We start from the raw sequence: 22,419 nt of genomic DNA on the forward strand, positions 1-22,419 counted from the left end.
CGTCCACCGGGCAACTGAACTGGTTGGGAAGATTATTTTGATTGGAGGTTATTCCATCAAAATGATAGTTGTACTTCCCGAATAACAAATCGTGTTACAAATTGGATCTTTCCTCTCAGCAGGTGCGAGAGGTGTCTGGACTGCGAACCTCCAGAAGAAAGTTGCACTTATGCTGAATGAAAGTAATTTATTATTTGGTTTGTGAAAGTTAGGTTATACAGGGAAAATTGGTAAATCACATAAGGAGAAAATACGGAATGCTAGATTTTATTGTTTATATTCTATCGTTTTTTATTACGATTCCGCTGCTTGCCAGTTTTCTTGTTTATATTATTCGTATGATTCGTGAGCGGAATAAGTTAAAAGCGTTTCATGCTGCAGTGAATTGGACGACACTTTTATATATTATCGCTGTGACGATTATGCTTGGGATTGTATTTGACCGGAGCTTTGTTGGGATTGTTTTAATCTTCCTGCTTTTATCCCTGTCATTGATTGTATTTATCCAGTGGAGGATGGGGCAAGATGTACAAATTAAGAAAGCGGCCAAATTATTATGGAGAATATCTTTTCTTCTATTCTTTCTCCTTTACGGGTGCTTAATGATTGTCGGGATTATTAAATATTTGACAGCATAAACAGAAAGAGTGAAATTTCTGTTCGGATTAGATACAATACAACTTGGACTTATTCATAAAGGAGTAGAATCAGATGCGAATCGACGCGGTAAACATACGGAATCAAGGTCAGTTGATCGCTGATTATAAAAGCAATAGATCGGTTATGAAATTTTTTGATTATCATCCTTTTGAATCGGTGGATGAAAGGGTGGAGGAGTTAAGTAATAGATCATTCAAACGTGAGGAATTGGCGGCGATTCTAGCGGAGCGTAATACAGCCTGGGGTGCAGGGGAAGCAACATTAAAAAATATAAAAAAGTTTCATAACCCGGAAAGTGTTGTCGTCGTAGGTGGGCAGCAAGCGGGACTCCTCACAGGACCGCTCTATACGATTAATAAAATAATTTCGATCCTTCAATATGCAAAGGAGCAGGAAAAAAGATTAGATATACCCGTTTTACCCGTCTTCTGGATAGCAGGAGAAGACCATGATTTTGAGGAAGTCAATCATGTATTCTTCCCGCATGGAAAGGGGCTGAACAAGTTTCCGCTCAAGCAATCCCATTATAAAAAACTTCCCGTAACGGATATTGCATTGGACCAAAAGGTTGCAGCCAAATGGGTGGACGAACTTTTCTCCAAGCTTCCGGAAACTATACATACGAGAGATATTTATCAGTTGGTAACGGATGCGTTACGCCAATCTGTAAGTTTCACCGATTTTTTTGCCGTTGTCATTCATAAACTCTTCCAAGAAGAAGGGATTATCTTGATGGATGCAGCTGATGAGAGGATTCGTAATATCGAACAGGATTATTTTATCCGCTTGATTGAGAATCAGCCAAAGATCAGCCGAGGTGTATTTGATATTGCAAAAGAACTGGAAAACTGTGGATACACGGCTGCTCTCGAACTAGACCCAACTGATGGTCATTTATTCTATCACTTAGATGGGGAACGTATTTTATTAAGTCGGACAGAGCAAGGGACTTGGAAGGGCAAGCAAGATGAGATTGAGCTAACGACAGAGGATTTATTAAAGCTTGCGGAAACAAATCCAGAGAAGCTAAGTAATAATGTCGTCACCCGTCCAGTTATGCAGGAACTTCTCCTGCCTACGTTAGCATTCATAGGGGGACCAGGAGAAATTAGTTATTGGGCACTCCTGAAGCCTGCGTTTCATGCATTAGATTTGAAGATGCCTCCAGTTATCCAAAGGCTTTCATTTACTTATCTCCCTGAAACAATTAATAAAGCTCTCGCTGCAACAGGTTTAACTGTCGAGGAGGCAATCAACGAAGGAAGTTCCGTCAAAAGAGAGCAATGGCTCTTAGCGAAACAAGAGCCACCGATTGATGAGCTTGCTAAGAACTTGAAAGAAACAATTAAAGAAGCCCATAAGCCACTCCGAGAGACGGCAGAAGCAATCCGGGATGATGTAGGAGCACTTGCAGAGAAAAACCTTCATTACTTGCAAAGGGAAATCGAATTTTTGCAATACCGAATGAAACTAGCTTTAGAGGAGAAGTATGCAAAAGATATCAAACAATTTGATGAGATTCAATTACTGCTTCGCCCGGGAGAAGGATTACAAGAGCGGATGTGGAATGTTTTACCGTTTCTGAATGAATACGGAAGAGAGTTTATTTCAAAAATAGCTCGTTCTACCTGTTCTTTCCAAAACTCGCATTACGTTGTTTATTTATAATCCACTTTGGGAACATTTACCACCACTATCCACCACGTTTAAAAAGAATAGAGAAAAGCTGTTAAACATTGATATGACAGCTTTTCTCTTTTTTTGTTTCTATTACTTTTCTCCAGGCAAGCGAAAATATGAAAAAATATCGAAAAAGAAGTGGAGGATAGTGGAGGGTTGTGGTAATATAATATTACGAAAGTGGGGAGAAGAATATGTTCATGGGGGAATACAAGCATAATGTTGATACGAAGGGCAGAATGATTGTACCCGCCAAGTTTCGTGAAGAACTTGGGGATACGTTTGTTGTGACCCGCGGTCTTGATAAATGTTTGTTCGCTTACCCGATGAACGAATGGAAGATTATTGAAGATAAATTAAAACAACTCCCACTAACAAAGAAAGATGCCAGAGCCTTCACCCGATTCTTCTTTTCAGGTGCCGTTGAATGTGAAGTGGATAAACAGGGAAGAATAAATATTCCTTCCACACTAAGGACATATGCCGCACTGGAAAAGGAATGTGTTGTCATCGGGGTCTCTGATCGAGTAGAGATTTGGGCAGGAGAGAAATGGGAAGAATACGTGGAAGAATCGGAGGAATCTTTCTCCGAGATCGCGGAAAATCTATTGGATTTTGATATTTAAAACAAAAGCGGAAGCGACTGTTTAGCGGCGTGCAGACTGTGCCCCGTACAGAGCCAATTGGCATGTCTTTATACAGCACGGATGTGCAAAAAGTCCGCTAGTCGCTGATGGAAGTAATTGAAGCAGGTGATCACTTGTTTGAACATTATAGTGTATTGAAACAGGAAACAATAAAAGGCTTGAATATAGTGCCAAATGGTACATACGTAGACTGCACAGTTGGCGGCGGAGGCCACTCAGAAGAAATAGCATCGAGATTGAATAAGGATGGACTCCTAATTGCTTTTGATCAGGACATTGATGCGCTAGAAGCAGCCAAAAAAAGATTAGCGCCTTATGAGGACCGGATCCAATTTATCCATGCGAATTTTCGTGAAATCAGTGAGGAACTAGAGAAGCTCGATAGGGATCGAATTGATGGTATCTTATTTGATCTCGGAGTTTCCTCTCCGCAGCTAGACCGTGGGGAAAGAGGATTTAGTTATCACCAGGAAGCCGAACTCGATATGCGTATGAATCAGGAAAGTGATTTGACAGCAAAGGAAATAGTGAATGATTGGCCTTATGAAAAGTTAGTAGGCATCTTTTTCCAATATGGTGAAGAGAAATTCTCGAAGCAAATCGCAAGAAAAATCGAAGACTATCGCAGGACAACTACGATAGAGACAACCTCCGAACTTGTAGAGATCATCAAAGAAGCAATTCCCGCTCCTGCAAGAAGAAAGGGGGGGCACCCTGCAAAACGGATTTTTCAAGCATTACGGATTGCAGTAAATGATGAATTGGCCGCTTTCAATGATGCACTGCATCAAGCAGCAGAACTTGTAAGTATTGATGGAAGAGTTGTCGTAATCACTTTCCATTCTTTAGAAGACCGTTTATGTAAGCAGGCCTTTAAAAAATGGAGTACAGCGAAAGAAACACCACGAAATTTACCAATCATACCGAAAGAGCATGAAGCGCCGTTTCGGTTAATTACGAGAAAACCAATTATAGCAAAGGAGAGTGAACTCGAGGAAAATCGCAGGTCACGCTCTGCTAAATTAAGAATTGTAGAAAAAAGAAAAAAATGGGATAAAGCATTTATATACGAGGAAGGGTGGAGAAAATAATGAGCGCAAATCAAGCGAGGAGCTGGAACGCGAATCCATCTCCTAGTCCAAATCACGAACCAAAAAAGGTATCTGTAAAGGTTAAGAAACAGGGTTGGATTACCAAAGGTGAAAAAGTCATTTATTCAATGATTGCTGCTGGTTTAATTATTGCTGGTATATTCATGGTTTCTTTATCTTCCGAGACAGATGCCTTAAACCGGGAGTTACAACAACTTGAACGCACCGTCCAACAACAACAAATCACAAATGAAGGCCTCGCTTTCGAAGTGAAAGAATTATCCCGTCCGGAACGTATTATCTCCATTGCCGAATCACATGGATTAACTATTCAAAATGCTGAGGTAAAACAAGCGCAAGCAGTAGAACAGGATTAAGAGGTTATCGTATGAGGAAAAACAAGACGACACATATGATGGCGGGTATACTAATCATCTTTTTTGTAGCGATTTTTATCGTGCTAACCGGCAGATTTATTTACATCCAGGCAACTGGAGAAGTAAATAATATTTCATTGGAAGAATGGGCGAAACAAAAACGTACCTCTTCCTACACGCTCCCGGCAGAACGTGGCAAAATCCTAGATAAGAACGGTATGATCCTCGCCTATGACCGGCCGACATACCGTGTATTTGCCATTCTCGATGACGCATACTCGGAAGATCCTAAGAAACCGCGGCACGTTGTGGATATTGACAAGACTGCCGAAGCCCTTGCTCCAATATTGGATGTGGAAGCAAGTGACATCCGTAATTCTTTACAAGCGGGTCTGGATGCGGATCCGCCGCGATTCCAAGTGGAATTCGGTAATGCTGGCCGGCAACTTAGTCAGAAGCAGAAAGAAGAAATCGAAGAACTTAAATTACCAGGAATTTACTTTGATGAAGAGGCGATGCGCTTTTATCCAAATGGCATGTTCGCATCGCACATCATCGGGTTTGCAAGGGAAACAGAATTTGAAGACGAGAATGGAGAAATCAAGTCTGAAATTTCGGGTGTAACTGGTATGGAAAAGCAGATGGATGAACTGCTTCGAGGGCAAGATGGCTATATTTCTTACCAGCGGGACTTGTATAATTCAAAACTGTTGAATCCGAATGAAGTCATTAAAGAACCAGAAGATGGAAATGATGTCTACTTAACCCTAGATCAAAAAATCCAAACATTGTTGGACGAAGCATTGTCTACGGTAGAGACTTCCTATAGCCCGGAACGGATGACGGCTGTAGTGATGCATGCGAAGACCGGGGAAGTCCTAGCGATGAGTAGTCGACCAAGCTATAATCCGAACAATCCCGCAGACGTACAGAATTGGTATAATGACGTTATCTCCACGCCAATTGAGCCGGGCTCTACTGTGAAGATGTTTACTTGGGCCGCTGCGATTGAGGAAGGCGTATATAACGGCGATGAGACATACTTATCTGGAACATATAATGTAAATGAGAAAATCATCCCGATCCGAGATGTAAACGAAGGGAAAGGTTGGGGAACAATAACCTTTGATGAAGGATTTGAACGTTCTTCAAACGTGGCAGCTTCGAAGCTCGTTTGGGAAAAGTTAGGAACAGAGAAGTTTTTAGATTATCTCCATGCATTTGATATGGATAAAACGACAGAAATCGATTTGCCAGGGGAGATTACCGGTGAGATTTTATATAATTGGCCTCGTGAAAAACTTACTACCTCTTTTGGTCAAGGAAGCACGGTTACGCCAATTCAGATGATGAAAGCAGCAACTGCAATTGCAAATGATGGAAAAATGGTGAAACCATATGTCATCAATAAAATTGTTGACTCATCAACTTCTGAGGTAATTGATCAAAATGAACCGGAAGTTGTTTCCGAACCAATATCCCCGGAAACCGCAGAACAAGTACGCGGTTTATTACAGCGGGTTGTTGAAGGGAAAAATGGTACGGGAAGACAATTCCGCCTTGAAGATTACTCGATCGGCGGGAAGACTGGTACAGCTCAAATCCCTAGCGCGGATGGAGGCGGGTATTTAAAAGGCAGAGAAAATATGATCTTTTCATTTTTAGGAATGGCCCCGATTGAAGATCCGGAATTGGTCATGTTCGTCTCTGTGCAGCAGCCAAAGCTTGAAGCTGGTGAACATGGATCTCAACCTGTTTCTTTTATAGTGAAAAGCGTAATGGAAAACAGTTTACATTATTTAAATATCGATCCAGATGGTGAAGATATCGAGGAAATTGAACGAGTTGAAATCCCTGAACTTACAGGAAAAAATCCAGAGAAAATCGCTGCTCAACTTGAAGAAAAAGGATTTAACGTAACTACAGTTGGTAGTGGAAAACAAGTGACGGAAGCTAATGTGACAGCGGGAGAAAAAATCCTACCGACAAAACATATTATTCTTGTCACGGATGAACCAGCAATGCCAGACATAATGGGATGGTCTCAACGCCAAGTTGTCGAGCTGGCAGATATGCTGGATTTACAGCTTGAAAGTTTCGGAAATGGCTATGTTGTAATGCAAAGCGTTGAGCCGGGCACTTCGTTAAAAGAAGGTTCTTATCTTGGTATAGAACTGCTCCCTCCTGGGGAAGAAAGGGAAGAAGTTCAAGAAGACGAAGAGCAACAAGAAGAAACATCAGCAGATGATGAACAAGCGGAAGAAATAGATGTAGAACAAGAGGAAACAAACGAATAAAGACAAGGAAAACAGTGTTCTATTCGTTTTTTGAAGCTCATATAGTGGATACAAGCCTATCTATGAAGAGGAGTGCAGGTATGAAACGCGTATCCACGATTACAGTCAAAAAACGAATTGTCACTGTTTTTCTTTTTTCCTTATTTATTTTACTTATCATCATCTTCAGATTGGCCTATGTCCAATTTGTAATGGGGGACAAATTGTTTGAAGAAGCGAATGAACTTTGGACAAGAGATATCCAATTTGCTCCAGAGCGTGGGAAAATACTGGATATGACCGGTACACCGCTTGCTGAAAATGTCACTGCTCCGAGCGTGACAATCGTACCGAGGCAGGTAACGGATGCCGAAACGACTGCGAAAGAGTTAGCAGCAGTGTTAGAAGCCCCGGTGGATAAAGTATATGAAACGATCACAAAACCAGCATCAAGTGTGACGATCCGGCCAGAAGGAATTAAGATTTCAGATGAAGAGGAGCGGGCTATTCGTACATTAAACCTTCCCGGGGTCTATTTGGCCAAAGATTCGAAGCGCCATTATCCTTATGAAACATCCCTTTCCCATGTGCTTGGATTTACAGGTATCGATAATCAGGGATTAATGGGCCTAGAGCAATACTATGATGAAAAGTTAAAAGGGTCGGTAGGTAGCTTATCTTTCTTTTCGGACGCGCGTGGCAACCGGTTAGATACACTTGCTGACGTATATACCCCGCCGAGGGATGGATTGCATTTAAAAACGACAATTCACTCTCAAGTACAAGCAATATTAGAACGCGAAATGGACTTAGCAGCTTTAAAATATAACCCTGACGGTGCAATGGCTATTGCAGTCAATCCGAAAACTGGTGGCATCCTCGGAATGACGACGAGACCAAATTTTCACCCGGAATATTATCAGGAAGCAGATGCGGAAGTATTTGACCGGAATCTGCCGATTTGGAGCACGTATGAACCAGGATCTACTTTTAAAATAATTACGCTTGCTGCCGCCTTGGAAGAAAAGGTAATTGATCTTCATGACGGTCATTTCCATGATGATGGAGATATTAATGTCTCAGGAACCCATATTCGCTGCTGGAAAAGGGGAGGGCACGGTCACCAAAGTTATCTTGAAGTTGTACAGAATTCCTGTAACCCCGGATTTGTAAACTTGGGGCAACTGCTCGGAACGGAGAGACTGTTTTCTTATATTGATGCGTTTGGTTTTGGTAAGAAAACAGGGATCGATTTGGAAGGGGAAGGAAATGGAATCCTTTTTAATCCCGAGAATGTAGGACCAATCGAACTTGCTACGACAGCTTTCGGGCAAGGTGTATCTGTTACACCTATTCAACAGGTCATGGCTGTAGCAGCTGCTGTAAATGGCGGATTTTTATATGAGCCTTATATAGCTTCTGAGTGGCTTGATCCCGTTACGGAAGAAGTTGTCGAACGGATTGAACCGACAATTAAGCACCAGGTGATTGCCGAGGAAACGTCAGAAGAATTACGTTATGCCCTTGAATCTGTAGTTGCACAGGGGACGGGCCGACCTGCATATGTTGAAGGGTACCGAGTGGGAGGAAAGACAGGAACCGCACAAAAAGTAGGTCCGGATGGTCGCTATATGCAAAATAACTATATTGTTTCTTTTATCGGTTTCGCACCGGCGGATGACCCGGAAATCGTCGTCTATGTAGCTGTCGATAACCCGAAGAATACAGTTCAATTTGGAGGAGTTGTTGCAGCGCCGATTGTCGGAAAAATTATCGGGGATAGTTTACCGGTCATGGGAGTGGAAAAGCGTTCAGATGGATTAGAGAAAGAATATCAATGGCCGGAAGAGCCGCTTGTAGAAGTACCCGATTTAATTGGGCTGAAGCCAGAAGAACTTTCGGAGTACATGCTGAATTTATCCGTGGATGTAAGCGGAAGTGGCGGAAAGATTATTGATCAAGCTCCGCGCCCAGGTGAAAAAGTAGAACAAGGAGCAAAAATCCGGATATTCTTAAGTGAATAATAGATTGATAGATGATTGATTGTCATCCTTTTCCCATCGGTATAGTTCTTTGGAGAAGGGTGAACCGATGAAATTAAGCGAATTGATTCAGACGCTGCCTTTTATAAGTTTGACTGAAGAAGCTGGGGAAATAGAGATAACTGCTATCCATGCAGATTCCCGCCAGGTGACGCCAGGGAGTTTATTCATCTGTATTGAAGGCTTTCAGACAGATGGGCATCTCTATGTTCAAGATGCGATTGAAAAGGGCGCGCGTGTCATTATTGCAGAAAAAGAAGTCGAGAGCAAAGTTCCGGTTATTTATGTGAATGATTCGGTACGGGCTCTTGCAATAATAGCGAGTGCATTTTATGACAGTCCAACAACAGCGCTCCCTTTAATTGGAATTACAGGAACAAATGGGAAAACGACGGTCAGCTATCTTCTCGATGCAATATACAACCATTTTGGAAAGAAAACTGGTGTGATCGGGACAATTCATAATAAAGTTGGGGAGCGCCTTAAGGAAACGAATAATACGACGCCAGACGCGCTCATCCTTCAACAGCTTTTTCACGACATGAGGAATTCAGGGGTTGAACAGGTGATTATGGAAGTATCTTCACACGGTCTTGATTTAGGAAGAGTATATGGCTGTGATTTTGATACGGTAATATTTACCAATTTAAGTCAGGACCATTTGGATTATCATAAGTATGAGTTCAATTATATCTTTGCTAAAAGTCAATTATTCTCACGGCTCGGGAACACCTATGACGGGAGAAGAAAGTATTCCATCATCAATGCAGACGATAAATATGTAGGATTGCTGAAAAAAACGAGTGCATTTCCTACTATAACCTATGGGATCGATAGTGAAGCAGACGTAATGGCTGATGAAATTGAGCTTTCACAAGACTGTACGATATTTCAATTGAAAACACCAGTCGGAACGGTTAAAATTACGAGTAGGCTTACCGGCAAGTTTAATATTTATAATATGCTTGCAGCGGCCTCTGCTGCGCTGATTAACGATATTCCGCTGCATATCATTAAAGATACACTTCAGGTTGTTCCACCAATTCCTGGACGATTCGAGACGGTCGATTTCGGGCAACCGTTCGGAGTAATTGTGGACTATGCCCATACGCCGCATGCGGTGAAAAATATTCTTGAAACATGCAAGGAACTTAAAACGGGGAAGCTTTATTGTGTGCTTGGTTGTGGCGGAGACCGCGACCCGGCGAAACGCCCGCTTATGGCGCAGGAAGCCGTTTGGCATGCAGATTATGCAATTTTCACTTCAGATAATCCCCGAACCGAAGATCCGCGAGCGATTATCGATGATATGGTGCAGGCATTGGATGGATATGAGCAAACTTATGAGATAATCATCGACCGGAAAGCTGCAATCGAGAAAGTCATGTCTATAGCCGAAGCTGACGACCTTGTCGTAATAGCAGGGAAAGGGCATGAAACATATCAGGAAATTGCCGGTGAGAGATATCCATTTGACGACCGGATTGTAGCTAAAAACGCGTTTTTAAATAAGGAGTTTTAACGATGTTATTTACAGTGAAAGAATTAAAATACGTATTTACGAACCATCATGAATCACTTGATGATTCTCTTGCAATCAATCGAATTACAACAGATAGTCGGTTGAAAACAGATCATGCTTTATTTATTCCGATTATCGGGGATCAGCTTAATGGCCATGATTACGTAGAACAAGCGATAGAAAATGGCGCGGTTGCAATTGTATGGGATGAGAAGGAGGAGTTGCCTCCTTCTATCCCGCGTGATTTTCCAGTTTTTTTCACAGAAGATACAACAGCAGGCTTACAACAGCTGGCCGCATACTATCGAGAAGAGATTAATCCGATTGTCATCGGGATTACCGGATCAAATGGGAAGACGACGACGAAGGACCTTGTAGCTGCAATTATGAAGACAACTTACAATACACATGCCACATTAGGAAATTTGAACAATCATATCGGCTTACCATTAACGATTCTTAGTATGCCCCGTGATACGGAAGTGCTTGTACTCGAGCTTGGAATGAGCGGTTTCGGTGAAATTGATGTACTAACAAAGATTGCAAAGCCTGATTATGCAGTTATTACGAATATCGGGGAATCACATATTGAATACCTTGGTTCAAGGGAAGGGATTGCAAAAGCCAAGCTTGAAATAATCAATGGGCTAAAAGAAGGCGGCACATTAATTGTTGATGGTGATGAATCGCTTCTGCAAGACATACATACGGACGATTCAGTGGATATTATCCGCTGTGGTTTTAATGCGGATAATGAATTCCGACTTAGTGACGTAGATATTACAGTGGATGGGACAGCTTTCACGGATGCACATGGCCGCCACTTTCAGGTTCCTCTACTTGGTAAACATCACGCAAAAAATGCTGGGTTTGCTCTTCAAATTGCCGAGTTACTCCATATCTCTGAGGAGAAACGAGAAGCGGGCTTACAAGCTCTGGCACATTCGGCGATGCGTTTTGAATTATTGAAGTCAAAACATCAGGCAACCGTTGTGAACGATTCGTACAACGCCTCACCAACATCGATGAAAGCAGCAATTGAAGTAATTAAACAGATGGAAGGCTTCGATACGAAAATACTTGTCCTCGGTGATGTTCTTGAACTTGGGGAATACGCAGACGCGTTGCACCGCTCGATAGCGGACGTGATTACTTCTCCAATCACCCACTTGTATACATATGGGGAAAAAGCAAAATTGATTACTGAAAATGTCCAGGACAGTGAAATTCAATGTAAACATTTCGGGACAAAGGAAGCATTAATGAGCGAATTAAATCAGCACCTTACAGAGATGAGTCTTGTTTTGTTTAAAGCATCACGCGGCCTTCAGTTTGAAACAATGGTTGAAGACATCGTGATCGAGCAAGAAGATAAGGAGCAGTAATTGAGGGGGAACTTGACATGAATATAACTACTTTAATAATGACGATAGGGATATCATTTTTAATTACTGTTCTTTTTTCGCCGCTTTTCATTCCATTTTTAAGAAGATTAAAGTTTGGACAAAGTATTCGCGAAGAAGGACCAGAATCACATCAAAAAAAGAGCGGTACGCCAACGATGGGCGGTATTATGATCGTACTAAGCATTATAATCACCTCGCTGATCATGGTGTGGAAAGTGAGCGGAACAATCGGATACGAAGTTTGGTTATTGCTACTCGTCATATTTGGTTACGGACTTGTAGGCTTTCTTGACGATTTCATCAAAGTTGTCATGAAGCGGAACCTTGGTCTAACTTCCCTGCAGAAGTTAATCGGCCAAATCGTAATTGCACTTCTATTCTTTTTTGTTTTACAGGCGAATGATTTTTCAACCTATATCCAAATTCCGGGGACGAATATCCAATGGGAACTTGGTTGGTTTTATGCAATCTTAGTAATTTTTATGCTCGTAGGCTCTTCCAATGCGGTCAACTTGACGGATGGATTGGATGGACTGCTTGCAGGTACAGCAGCCATTGCATTTGGGGCATTTGCAATATTAGCAGTATATGGAATGCCGCAGAACGATATCGCGGTCTTTTCACTGGCATCAGCAGGGGCGCTGCTGGGCTTTCTCGTGTTCAATGCCCATCCTGCTAAAGTGTTCATGGGTGACACTGGATCCCTTGCACTGGGCGGAGCAATAGCTGCTGTAGCAATTCTTACAAAAATGGAAATCCTCCTAGTTATTATTGGTGGTGTTTTTGTTATTGAGACACTATCCGTGATAATCCAGGTGATTTCCTTTAAAACAACTGGTAAACGTGTCTTTAAAATGAGCCCATTGCATCATCACTATGAACTGATGGGTTGGTCGGAATGGCGTGTCGTTACCACATTCTGGCTAGTAGGATTCGTGTTTGCCGCATTAGGGATTTTTATTGAGGTGGGCTTAAATTGAGAAAACTAGAGGCTTTTCCATATCATCATGTGCTTGTTCTCGGCTTGGCCAGAAGTGGAACAGCAGCTGCAAAAACATTACTTAAAAACGGTAAACAGGTAAGGGTGAATGACCAGCAATTGACGACCAAGTCAACGGTCGTTCAAGACCTTGTGGCGCTCGGTGCTGAAATCGTACTGGGTTCCCATCCATTATCTGTTTTAGAAGGAATTGAAATCATCGTTAAAAATCCGGGTATTTCTTATGATAATCCCGTACTGATCGAAGCGGTGAAGCGGAATATCCCAATTGTGACGGAGATAGAAATTGCCTATCAACTCGTTCCTGGTACATTAATTGGAATTACCGGTTCAAACGGAAAGACAACAACGACGACTCTTACAACTAAAATATTAAAGGAAAGCAAGCAACAGGTTAAAGTAGCTGGTAATATCGGTATCGTAGCTACAGAGGTTGCAGAAAGTTTAACAGATGATGAAACATTAGTATTAGAACTGTCTTCTTTCCAGCTTCAAGGAACGATAGATTTCCGGCCAAATATCGCGGTTATCTTAAATATCTATCAAGCACATCTTGATTATCACAAATCACTCGAAAATTATAAACAAGCGAAATATAATATATTCCGCAACCAGACGGAAGATGACTATTTAATCTATAATGCGGACGATTCGGATATCACGACAGCAATAGCTGATACGCGAGCAAGACGAATCCCATTTTCTACTACAAGGGAAGTTCAAAATGGTGCCTGGTCCGATGGAGAAGCGATTTATTTCCTAAATGAGAAGATTATGGACGTAGAAAAAATTGTTCTTGTTGGTGATCACCATTTAGAGAATATCCTTGCAGCGATTTGTGCAGCAAAATTGGCAGGTGCAACGAATGAAGGGATTGAAAGAGTATTAACAACCTTCGCTGGTGTAGAGCACCGTCTTCAATATGTAACAAATTTGCAGGGTCGATACTTTTACAACGATTCGAAAGCGACGAATATGCTCGCAACCGAAAAAGCTTTAGCTTCCTTTAAACAACCAACTATTCTACTTGCAGGTGGCCTCGATCGTGGCGATGATCTTAAAGGGCTCATCCCTCATCTGAAAAATGTGAAAGGCCTCGTAAGCTTTGGAGAGACGAAGGAAAAGTTTAATGAAGTAGCAAAACAAGCAGGTATTCCTCATGTTTTAACAGCGGAAAACGTAGAAGATGCTGTTCAAAAGGGTTACGGAATCTCAGAAGAGAATGATGTGATCCTCTTGTCGCCAGCATGTGCAAGCTGGGATCAGTATCGGACATTTGAAGAAAGAGGAGACATGTTTATCCAAGCCGTGCATAAACTGTTATAGGGGCTTGGACAACATTGAACGGACTGCAATATAGTTGAATTGCCCCTATTCTTGGAAGAAAGGGGTTTTTTCATGCTTAGGAATCTCACGAAGGCTGAGAACCGACCAGACATTTTGCTGCTCACCGTTATTGTCGCACTCTTAATTGTTGGGATCATTATGGTATATAGTGCTTCACATGTATGGTCGCTTTATAAATTTGGAGATGAGTTCTATTATTTAAAAAGGCAACTGCTGTTTGCCGGTGTCGGTTTTATCGCGATGCTCTTTTTTATGCTGATCCCTTATACGACTTGGAAGAAATATTCTAATTTTATTCTGCTTGGCTGTTTCATTTTGCTTATCCTCGTTCTAATCCCGGGAATTGGAATGATTCGGGGAGGGGCGCGCAGCTGGATTGGTGTCGGAGCATTTAGTATTCAGCCGTCTGAATTTATGAAACTTGGTCTGATTGTTTTCCTTGCCGCTCTTTTATCGGAAAAACAGAAATATATCACTTCTTTTACGAAAGGATTTTTGCCTTCCCTGCTTCTCATTTTTACGGCCTTCGGTTTAATTATGTTACAACCGGATTTAGGCACAGGTCTCGTTTTAGTACTTACTTGCGTCATCATGCTTTTTATTGCGGGTGCCAGAATCTCCCATTTTGTAGGGTTAGGCTTAGTTGGTTTGATTGGATTTGCTTTTTTAATCATATCGGCTCCATACCGGATAAATCGAATTGTTGCCTTTCTAAACCCTTGGGAAGACCCTCTCGGTGATGGTTTTCAAATTATCCAATCTTTGTATGCGATTGGGCCAGGCGGGCTGATGGGGCTTGGAATGGGTAATAGCTTACAAAAATACTTTTACTTACCGGAACCGCAGACTGATTTTATCTTTGCAATTCTTGCAGAAGAGCTAGGTTTCATTGGCGGAGTAGGCTTGATTCTATTGTTTTTCCTCATGCTTTGGCGAGGGATTAAAATAGCTTTAGAATCCATTGATCCTTTTGCAAGGTATTTGGCTTTAGGAATCGTTGCGATGTTGATTATACAAGTGATGATAAACATCAGTGTCGTCATCGGTCTTATACCAGTCACAGGAATCACACTTCCATTCCTAAGTTACGGAGGCTCATCCCTAACTCTCACCCTCTGCTCCGTGGGCATCCTCCTAAACATCAGCATCCACTCGAAAATATAGCATTTAATACAATTAGATAAAAACTGCTTCTTTCCAAGATCATCCGCATCCTTCATACGCCTCTCGCTTTCCACGGGCTAACCAGCCACCTGCGGAAAGTGAGAGGTATCGGGACTGCGGACTTTGGTAGTGGAACTGTATTTTTAAAAAACAAGTTTGATCCGGCATGAATTTTCATCACGTATTAACGGTCTGTAATACCCCCACTTTTAAACATGAGGGAAGCCTAACATGTGAAGGTGGGGGAGGTAAGGAAATCCCCACTGAATGAAGTTTCACTTTATGAAATTGATGGTTTACTTGTTTTACCAGTAAAAACTTTCAAATCTATGACAAGTAAACTATCGATTACATACTAATCTATGATATAATTCTAATAACCTGATAACAAAGTTGAATTTCTATACAATTACGTTATCAGCGGTAAAAAGTGAAAATAAAAAGATTTAGTATGCTGACAAAGGAAGAAATGGAGATGAATAAAAACAATAAGAATATTGTTTCCATTGAGGACCGTATTCCAAAATTAAAAGAAGCCCGTAAGAAAAAAGCGAATCGGCGTTTAGTTTTTTATATGACAATCTTTTTCTTCCTAATCTCGATTATTGTTTATCTCCAATCACCATTAAGTGAGGTAAAACAAGTAACAGTTCATAATAACTCGTTTATACCAGATGAAGAGATTGTGGAAATCAGCGGTCTATCTGAGAAGCAAAACATTTGGGCAATTGATTTTGCAGCAATTGAGGAATCCTTGGAGAATAGTCCGATAATAGACAAGGTGACGGTGGACAGGAAACTGCCAAATACGGTTGCGATCACCGTACAGGAAAAAGAAATTATCGGTATCCTTGAAGATGAAGAAGGAATCTATTTTCCGGTGCTTGAAAGCGGGGAACTTCTGGAAACCATAGAGCATCAATCATTTACAGGCGAAGCTCCGTTATTAATCGGATTTACAGATAAAGAATATTTGGCTAAAGCTGCTAATGAATTGAATAAATTACCAAAAGATATTCTAGACTTAATTTCTGAGATGTACTGGCAACCAACAGAAGATAATAAGAACAATGTATTATTTTATATGAGCGATGGTTTTATCGTGCAAAGTTCGATCCGAGACTTTGCAGAAGGTATGACTACTTACCCTTCTGTCGTTTCCCAGCTTGACCCAGAAGTAAAAGGTGTTATACATATGGGTGTCGGGGTCTATTTTGAGGCTTTCGAAGCGGAGGATGATGAAGATGCCGCTAATGAAGAAGAGCCGATGGATGAGTCTGAAACGGAGGAATCTGAAGAATAAAGCGAATGAACCTTTAATAATCAGGTAAAAACGTCAAAAAACGAATGAATCACACGAAAAGTATAGAAGGTGACAAGATTATTTTCTTATTTTAAAGGAAATCATCTTTGTCATGTTGAATTAATAATTAACAAGACTTAGAAAAATACGAAACTTTAAGATAAAATGATCTGTTCATGTTCTTGAACGATTATGCTGAATGAGGGGGTGCCTTTTCTTGAATAATAGCGAAATTCTAGTAAGTTTAGATATTGGAACAACGAAAATCAAAGTTATTATTGGAGAAGTATTGAATGATTCATTAAATATAATCGGGGTTGGCACTGCCAAGTCCCTAGGTATGAAAAAAGGTGCGATTGTCGATATCGATCAGACGGTGCAATCTATTCGGAATGCGGTTGAGCAAGCGGAAAGAATGGTAGGCATGGAAATTAATCGTGTCGTAGTTGGAATTAACGGGAATCATATTTGGCTGCAGCCATGTCATGGTGTAGTTGCTGTCCAAAGCGAAGACAGAGAAATTACGGATGAAGATGTTACAAGAGTGTTAGACGGAGCACAGGTGGTTTCAATTCCTCCAGAAAGGGAAATTATCGATGTGGTTCCTGAACAGTTTATTGTAGATGGCTTGGATGGCATTACGGATCCACGCGGAATGATTGGTGTTCGTCTTGAGATGGAAGGGACACTAATCACCTGTTCGAAGACTGTCTTACATAATACATTGAAATGTGTAGAGCGGGCAGGGCTTGAGGTTTCAGATATCTGTCTCTCACCGCTCGCAGCAGGTGCTGTGGCATTATCTGATGACGAGAAAAATATGGGTGTCGCCCTTATTGATGTAGGTGGCGGTTGCACAACAGTATCCATCTATGAAAATGATTATCTCGTAGCGACAAGTACGATTGCGCTTGGCGGCGACAATATTACGAAAGATTTGTCCATTGGCCTTCGCACTTCAACAGAGGAAGCCGAAGATATTAAGCTTAACTATGGTTATGCTTATTACGATGAAGCGAACGAAGAAGAAACTTTTGAAGTGTCAATAATTGGCAGTGATAAGAGACAAACGTATAATCAGCTGCAGATTTCTGATATGATTGAAGCAAGAATGGAAGAAATATTTGAGTTTGCCGATCGTGAAATCAGACGGATGGGCTTCCATGAGTTACCGGGCGGATTTGTTTTAACCGGCGGAACAATGGCGATGCCAGGGGTTTTAGAGCTTGCTCAAAGCTTATTCTATTCAAATGTCCGCATTGCAATTCCGGATTACATAGGTGTAAGGGAACCGCTCTATACAACAGGTGTTGGTATATTGCAATTTGCATACCGTAATGCGAAAATCCAAGGGAAACAGTTATACCCAGCTGTTACCGAAGTGGAACACGAACCAAACGTAAAACGGAATCCGAAACAAGTAAAACCGAAAGAACCAAAAGAGAAAAAGAAAAAGAAAGAATCTGGAATTGCTAATCTGTTTAAATATTTCTTTGATTGATTCAAAGATTAAGATGAATCAGCTTTTTAAACATCTGTAATTTTGCATATTAGGAGGAACGAAGTATGTTGGAATTTGATACAAATATGGAGGAGTTAGCGAAAATAAAAGTTGTCGGTGCTGGTGGCGGCGGGAACAACGCAGTTAACCGCATGATTGAGCACGGAGTAGAAGGCGTGGAATTTATCGCTGTTAATACAGATGCTCAAGCTTTAAATTTATCCAAGGCAGAAGTTAAAGTTCAGATCGGAGCGAAACTAACTCGTGGTCTTGGAGCAGGTGCGAACCCGGAAGTTGGAAAAAAAGCAGCAGAGGAAAGTAAAGAACAATTAGAAGAAGTACTTTCAGGAGCTGATATGATTTTCGTAACTGCAGGAATGGGTGGGGGGACAGGTACAGGTGCTGCGCCGGTAATCGCGCAAATCGCGAAAGAGCTAGGCGCATTAACCGTTGGTGTTGTAACTCGTCCATTTTCCTTCGAAGGCAGGCGTCGAGCAAATCAGGCCATAGCCGGGATTGAAACATTAAAGAGTAATGTAGATACATTAATTGTAATTCCGAATGATCGTTTACTTGAAATAGTCGATAAAAATACGCCAATGCTGGAAGCGTTCCGTGAAGCAGATAATATTTTACGACAAGGGGTCCAAGGGATCTCTGACTTAATTGCGAAGCCGGGTCTGATTAACGTTGACTTTGCTGACGTTAAAACAATTATGTTTGACAAAGGGTCTGCACTAATGGGAATCGGAATTGCGACAGGAGAAACTAGAGCAACAGAAGCAGCGAAGAAAGCTATTTCTAGCCCGCTTCTTGAAACATCCGTTGATGGTGCTCACGGTATTCTAATGAATATCACCGGTGGAACGAGCTTGAGTCTGTATGAAGTGCAGGAAGCAGCTGATCTCGTAACGAATGCAGCCGATGAAGAAGTGAACGTAATATTCGGTTCAGTTATTAATGAGAATCTGAATGATGAGATCGTCGTTACTGTGATCGCAACAGGTTTTGATGAGAACGCCCAGAAGTCGAATAAACCGAAACGGGATACGCGACCATCGATTGCGGAAAGACAACAAGCAGCTACCCGCGAACCGGAAGAACAGCCGCAAAGGGAAATGAAACCAAATAATCCTCGCCCGAAAGTGGAGGAAGATGAACTGGATATCCCGACATTCTTAAGGAACCGTAATCGCAATCGTTAATGCAAACATTGAATCTGATTAAAAAAGCCGAGGCATAACTTACTAACAAGTTATGCCTCGGCTTTTTTCTGTTACTTATTTTTTCTATTGTCTCGTTCCGACAAACCCCGGAAGGTTTAGTGAAAAGAAGTTGTTTATCGCATACAAGAACTGACAGACTTTTCATAGTGGCTGGTCTATACTTCAATTTACATCAAGTATAAACCCATCACGAATCAAATCGGGAGAAAGGGAGAGTGTATTGGCAATCTATCTTGACGCGGTATGGCTACTTAACTTCCTGCTGGATTACATGCTGCTGTTACTGACAGACAAATTAGCAAAATTACATACGAGTCGTTACCGCTTGGCTTTTGGTGCATTTGTCGCCTCTTTGATAGTACCATTATCCATTTATTATTCGAACTCCTTTTTTACGAGTGTAATCGGCAAAGTCATTTTCTCCATCATTATTATTTTAAGCAGTTTTGGTTTTAAAACAATTTATCGGCTGGTGAAACTGGTCACTTTATTTTACTTGATGAGTTTCGCTGTCGGCGGGGGATTGATTGCCCTCCACTTCCTTATCCAGCAACCAATCACCGTTTCTGAAACAGGGTTTGTCACGTATAACAAAGGGTTCGGTGATCCATTAAGCTGGTTGTTCATTGTTGTTTGCTTTCCGCTTGTTTGGATTTTTACGAAACAGCGTATGGACAAGCACGTACAAGATAAGATCCGTTATGATGCGACAATCCCAGTGACATTAAAAATCAACGGGGTGAGTCATTCCACGGAAAGTTTTATTGATAGCGGAAATCAGCTTGTCGACCCATTTACAAAAAAACCTGTCATCATATGTGACGAAACATTTTTATCTCCCTGGTTTGATAAGAAAGATTGGGAACAGCTTATGATTGCCCATGAAACATTGGATATGGATAAGATTCCAAAGCAATGGGTCGACCAATTACGGATTATTCCATATCAAGGGGTTGAAGGGGGGAACGGTTTTTTATTCACGATTATACCTGATGATATTACGATTTATTACGATAACAAAGAAATTTACACGACGGATTTTCTCGTCGGAATTCAATTTGGCAATTTAACCGGAGATGGAAGCTATCACTGTTTGTTACAGCCCGAACTGATCAAAACGGCTATTCACTATTCTGCATAATAGAAAGGGTAGATGGACATGTGGAAATTACGTTTGCGAATTTTATGGTATCGTTTATTATTTAAGCTGAAAATAAAATCAAGTGAAATTTATTATATCGGCGGTAAAGAAGCTTTACCTCCGCCCTTGAATAAAGAAGAGGAAGCGGAACTCTTGAAATTATTAACGAAAGGGGATCAATCGGCAAGAGCAGTATTGATTGAACGGAATTTACGCCTTGTCGTATATATTGCTCGTAAATTCGAGAATACTGGTATTAATATTGAGGATTTAATCAGCATCGGAACGATTGGACTTATTAAAGCAGTTAATACATTTAAACCGGAAAAGAAGATTAAATTGGCAACATATGCTTCCCGTTGTATTGAAAATGAAATTTTAATGTATTTGCGGCGTACAAACAAATTGAAATCAGAGATATCTTTTGACGAGCCCTTAAATATTGATTGGGATGGAAATGAATTATTGTTATCCGATGTACTCGGAACAGAGGAAGATATTATAACGAAGAACCTTGAGTCTACAGTTGATAAAAATTTATTACGGGATGCATTGTCCCAGCTTAACAAACGGGAACAGCAAATCATGATGCTGCGCTTTGGTCTTCAAGGCCAAGAAGAAAAAACCCAGAAAGATGTAGCCGATATGTTAGGCATTTCGCAATCATATATTTCTAGATTGGAGAAGAAGATTATTCGTAGACTTCAAAAAGAATTTAATAAAATGATGTAACCACATAGCTTACTTGACTTTGCTATGATTTCCCAATTTCTTACTTTTATCAGCCTGCATAAAAATCCTTTTAGAGGGAGATACTGACCTTGAACAGCATCGACATCTGGGAGGGTTGAACAGAAATGGCTAGACATAAAGTAGAGATTTGTGGTGTGGATACATCGAAACTACCTGTACTAACAAATGAAGAAATGAAAAAGTTGTTCATAAGGCTTCAGGAAAAGGATGATCTCTCGGCGCGGGAAGAGTTAGTAAATGGAAATTTACGACTTGTATTGAGCGTCATTCAGCGCTTTAATAACCGCGGAGAATATGTTGATGATTTATTTCAAGTCGGTTGTATTGGACTAATGAAATCGATTGATAACTTTGACTTAGGTCATAATGTGCGCTTCTCCACTTATGCGGTACCGATGATTATCGGTGAAATCCGTCGTTATCTCAGAGATAATAATCCAATCCGTGTATCCCGTTCACTCCGGGATATCGCTTATAAGTCCCTGCAAGCGAGGGAACTCTTGATGAGTAAAACTTCAAGAGAACCGACACATAAAGAGATTGCCGAAGAAACGGGAATCCCTGAAGAAGACATTGTATTTGCCCTTGATGCAATTCAAGAACCAGTCTCCTTGTTTGAACCGATTTATAATGATGGGGGTGACCCGATTTATGTTGTCGATCAAATTAGTGATGAGAAAGACAAGGCGACTAACTGGGATGATAAAATATCGCTCAAGGAAGGTATCGTACAATTAAATGAACGGGAAAAGATGATTGTTAACAAACGATTTTTCCAAGGAAAGACGCAAATGGAAGTCGCTGAAGAAATCGGAATCTCACAAGCGCAAGTATCAAGATTAGAGAAAGCGGCTATTAAGCAAATGAATAAACGAATGTTTGAATAGTACTTATAGATCATAGGCTTCCCTAAGAATAAAAAGCAGGTTCCCCTGCTTTTTTCTTTTGTCTTAAAATGAGATGCATCCGGCATATAGTATAATAAGAGGGGTGAAATTTTATGATACGGTTATCTGAACTGCAAATGAAGGAAGTTATTTCCGTTGTGGACGGAAGAAGATTAGGTTTTATTATTGATTTGGAAATTGATGTACGGACAGGTAAAATTATTGCACTCATTCTTGCAGACCGCGATACAAAGGGTGGTTTCTTTGGAAAGGCTGAGGAGGTTCAAGTACTATGGAAGCAAATTTTACGAATCGGAACAGACGTTATTCTAGTGAAAGAGTCCGCCGATCAGCGGAAATTAATGCTCCCATAAAAAAAGAAGTACATCTTTAAGT

At 41.0% G+C, this 22,419-nt stretch carries 19 protein-coding genes; all 19 read left to right on the forward strand.

Annotation, left to right across the window (positions count from 1 at the left end; all coding sequences use genetic code 11):
* The first annotated feature begins 257 nt into the window (after positions 1-257).
* The 19 genes from WKU33_RS07075 to WKU33_RS07165 all read left to right on the forward strand — a co-directional run bounded on the left by WKU33_RS07075 (position 258) and on the right by WKU33_RS07165 (position 22,397).
* A complete protein-coding gene (locus WKU33_RS07075) occupies positions 258-638 on the forward strand; it encodes a DUF3397 domain-containing protein (RefSeq protein WP_156855544.1) in 381 nt (126 codons plus the stop codon).
* 73 nt (positions 639-711) lie between these two features.
* A complete protein-coding gene (gene bshC / locus WKU33_RS07080) occupies positions 712-2,328 on the forward strand; it encodes a bacillithiol biosynthesis cysteine-adding enzyme BshC (protein WP_336251610.1) in 1,617 nt (538 codons plus the stop codon).
* Positions 2,329-2,534: 206 nt separating this feature from the next.
* Positions 2,535-2,966, forward strand: a complete 432-nt coding sequence (gene mraZ, locus WKU33_RS07085; RefSeq protein ID WP_156855542.1) for a division/cell wall cluster transcriptional repressor MraZ — start codon at positions 2,535-2,537, stop codon at positions 2,964-2,966.
* 134 nt (positions 2,967-3,100) lie between these two features.
* On the forward strand, positions 3,101-4,078 hold the full coding sequence (gene rsmH / locus WKU33_RS07090) for a 16S rRNA (cytosine(1402)-N(4))-methyltransferase RsmH (protein ID WP_340453908.1): 978 nt from the start codon (positions 3,101-3,103) through the stop codon (positions 4,076-4,078).
* A complete protein-coding gene (ftsL, locus tag WKU33_RS07095; protein WP_156855540.1) occupies positions 4,078-4,455 on the forward strand; it encodes a cell division protein FtsL in 378 nt (125 codons plus the stop codon). Before rsmH ends, ftsL begins: the two co-directional genes overlap by 1 nt.
* Positions 4,456-4,466: 11 nt before the next feature.
* Entirely contained in the window at positions 4,467-6,752 is a 2,286-nt protein-coding gene (locus WKU33_RS07100) for a penicillin-binding protein (RefSeq protein ID WP_336251611.1), read from the forward strand.
* A gap of 80 nt (positions 6,753-6,832) precedes the next feature.
* Entirely contained in the window at positions 6,833-8,755 is a 1,923-nt protein-coding gene (locus WKU33_RS07105; RefSeq protein ID WP_156855538.1) for a stage V sporulation protein D, read from the forward strand.
* Between the two features lie 67 nt (positions 8,756-8,822).
* Positions 8,823-10,295 (forward strand): UDP-N-acetylmuramoyl-L-alanyl-D-glutamate--2,6-diaminopimelate ligase, encoded by a 1,473-nt coding sequence (locus tag WKU33_RS07110; RefSeq protein WP_336251612.1) that lies wholly within the window; start codon positions 8,823-8,825, stop codon positions 10,293-10,295.
* A 2-nt stretch (positions 10,296-10,297) separates the two neighbouring features.
* Positions 10,298-11,680 (forward strand): UDP-N-acetylmuramoyl-tripeptide--D-alanyl-D-alanine ligase, encoded by a 1,383-nt coding sequence (locus WKU33_RS07115; RefSeq protein WP_340453889.1) that lies wholly within the window; start codon positions 10,298-10,300, stop codon positions 11,678-11,680.
* 17 nt (positions 11,681-11,697) lie between these two features.
* Positions 11,698-12,681: a phospho-N-acetylmuramoyl-pentapeptide-transferase gene (gene mraY / locus WKU33_RS07120; RefSeq protein WP_156855535.1), complete on the forward strand. Its 984-nt coding sequence runs from the start codon at positions 11,698-11,700 to the stop codon at positions 12,679-12,681.
* Positions 12,678-14,027: a UDP-N-acetylmuramoyl-L-alanine--D-glutamate ligase gene (gene murD, locus WKU33_RS07125; protein WP_340453892.1), complete on the forward strand. Its 1,350-nt coding sequence runs from the start codon at positions 12,678-12,680 to the stop codon at positions 14,025-14,027. The genes mraY and murD overlap by 4 nt, the downstream gene beginning before the upstream one ends.
* Positions 14,028-14,099: 72 nt before the next feature.
* A complete protein-coding gene (spoVE, locus tag WKU33_RS07130; RefSeq protein ID WP_336251615.1) occupies positions 14,100-15,212 on the forward strand; it encodes a stage V sporulation protein E in 1,113 nt (370 codons plus the stop codon).
* A gap of 451 nt (positions 15,213-15,663) precedes the next feature.
* Positions 15,664-16,515 (forward strand): cell division protein FtsQ/DivIB, encoded by an 852-nt coding sequence (locus tag WKU33_RS07135; protein WP_340453895.1) that lies wholly within the window; start codon positions 15,664-15,666, stop codon positions 16,513-16,515.
* A 217-nt stretch (positions 16,516-16,732) separates the two neighbouring features.
* Positions 16,733-18,016 carry a cell division protein FtsA gene (ftsA, locus tag WKU33_RS07140; protein WP_156855532.1) on the forward strand — a complete coding sequence of 428 codons (1,284 nt, stop codon included), beginning with the start codon at positions 16,733-16,735 and terminating at the stop codon, positions 18,014-18,016.
* Positions 18,017-18,081: 65 nt separating this feature from the next.
* On the forward strand, positions 18,082-19,221 hold the full coding sequence (gene ftsZ, locus WKU33_RS07145) for a cell division protein FtsZ (RefSeq protein WP_156855531.1): 1,140 nt from the start codon (positions 18,082-18,084) through the stop codon (positions 19,219-19,221).
* A 241-nt stretch (positions 19,222-19,462) separates the two neighbouring features.
* Positions 19,463-20,383, forward strand: a complete 921-nt coding sequence (spoIIGA, locus tag WKU33_RS07150) for a sigma-E processing peptidase SpoIIGA (RefSeq protein ID WP_340453897.1) — start codon at positions 19,463-19,465, stop codon at positions 20,381-20,383.
* 12 nt (positions 20,384-20,395) lie between these two features.
* On the forward strand, positions 20,396-21,115 hold the full coding sequence (gene sigE, locus WKU33_RS07155; RefSeq protein ID WP_156855529.1) for an RNA polymerase sporulation sigma factor SigE: 720 nt from the start codon (positions 20,396-20,398) through the stop codon (positions 21,113-21,115).
* 125 nt (positions 21,116-21,240) lie between these two features.
* Entirely contained in the window at positions 21,241-22,023 is a 783-nt protein-coding gene (sigG, locus tag WKU33_RS07160) for an RNA polymerase sporulation sigma factor SigG (protein ID WP_156855528.1), read from the forward strand.
* A 113-nt stretch (positions 22,024-22,136) separates the two neighbouring features.
* Positions 22,137-22,397: a YlmC/YmxH family sporulation protein gene (locus WKU33_RS07165; RefSeq protein ID WP_156855527.1), complete on the forward strand. Its 261-nt coding sequence runs from the start codon at positions 22,137-22,139 to the stop codon at positions 22,395-22,397.
* Positions 22,398-22,419: the final 22 nt, after the last annotated feature.

The organism is Oceanobacillus sp. HCA-5259, from assembly GCF_037892815.1.
Classification (GTDB): domain Bacteria; phylum Bacillota; class Bacilli; order Bacillales; family Amphibacillaceae; genus Oceanobacillus; species Oceanobacillus indicireducens.

Coding starts and splice junctions, on each gene's coding strand:
- WKU33_RS07075 (WP_156855544.1), top strand. CDS start 258: ATGCTAGATTTTATTGTTTATATTCTATCGTTTTTTATTACGATTCCG.
- bshC (WP_336251610.1), top strand. CDS start 712: ATGCGAATCGACGCGGTAAACATACGGAATCAAGGTCAGTTGATCGCT.
- mraZ (WP_156855542.1), top strand. CDS start 2,535: ATGTTCATGGGGGAATACAAGCATAATGTTGATACGAAGGGCAGAATG.
- ftsL (WP_156855540.1), top strand. CDS start 4,078: ATGAGCGCAAATCAAGCGAGGAGCTGGAACGCGAATCCATCTCCTAGT.
- WKU33_RS07100 (WP_336251611.1), top strand. CDS start 4,467: ATGAGGAAAAACAAGACGACACATATGATGGCGGGTATACTAATCATC.
- WKU33_RS07105 (WP_156855538.1), top strand. CDS start 6,833: ATGAAACGCGTATCCACGATTACAGTCAAAAAACGAATTGTCACTGTT.
- WKU33_RS07110 (WP_336251612.1), top strand. CDS start 8,823: ATGAAATTAAGCGAATTGATTCAGACGCTGCCTTTTATAAGTTTGACT.
- WKU33_RS07115 (WP_340453889.1), top strand. CDS start 10,298: ATGTTATTTACAGTGAAAGAATTAAAATACGTATTTACGAACCATCAT.
- mraY (WP_156855535.1), top strand. CDS start 11,698: ATGAATATAACTACTTTAATAATGACGATAGGGATATCATTTTTAATT.
- spoVE (WP_336251615.1), top strand. CDS start 14,100: ATGCTTAGGAATCTCACGAAGGCTGAGAACCGACCAGACATTTTGCTG.
- WKU33_RS07135 (WP_340453895.1), top strand. CDS start 15,664: ATGCTGACAAAGGAAGAAATGGAGATGAATAAAAACAATAAGAATATT.
- ftsZ (WP_156855531.1), top strand. CDS start 18,082: ATGTTGGAATTTGATACAAATATGGAGGAGTTAGCGAAAATAAAAGTT.
- sigE (WP_156855529.1), top strand. CDS start 20,396: ATGGACATGTGGAAATTACGTTTGCGAATTTTATGGTATCGTTTATTA.
- sigG (WP_156855528.1), top strand. CDS start 21,241: ATGGCTAGACATAAAGTAGAGATTTGTGGTGTGGATACATCGAAACTA.
- WKU33_RS07165 (WP_156855527.1), top strand. CDS start 22,137: ATGATACGGTTATCTGAACTGCAAATGAAGGAAGTTATTTCCGTTGTG.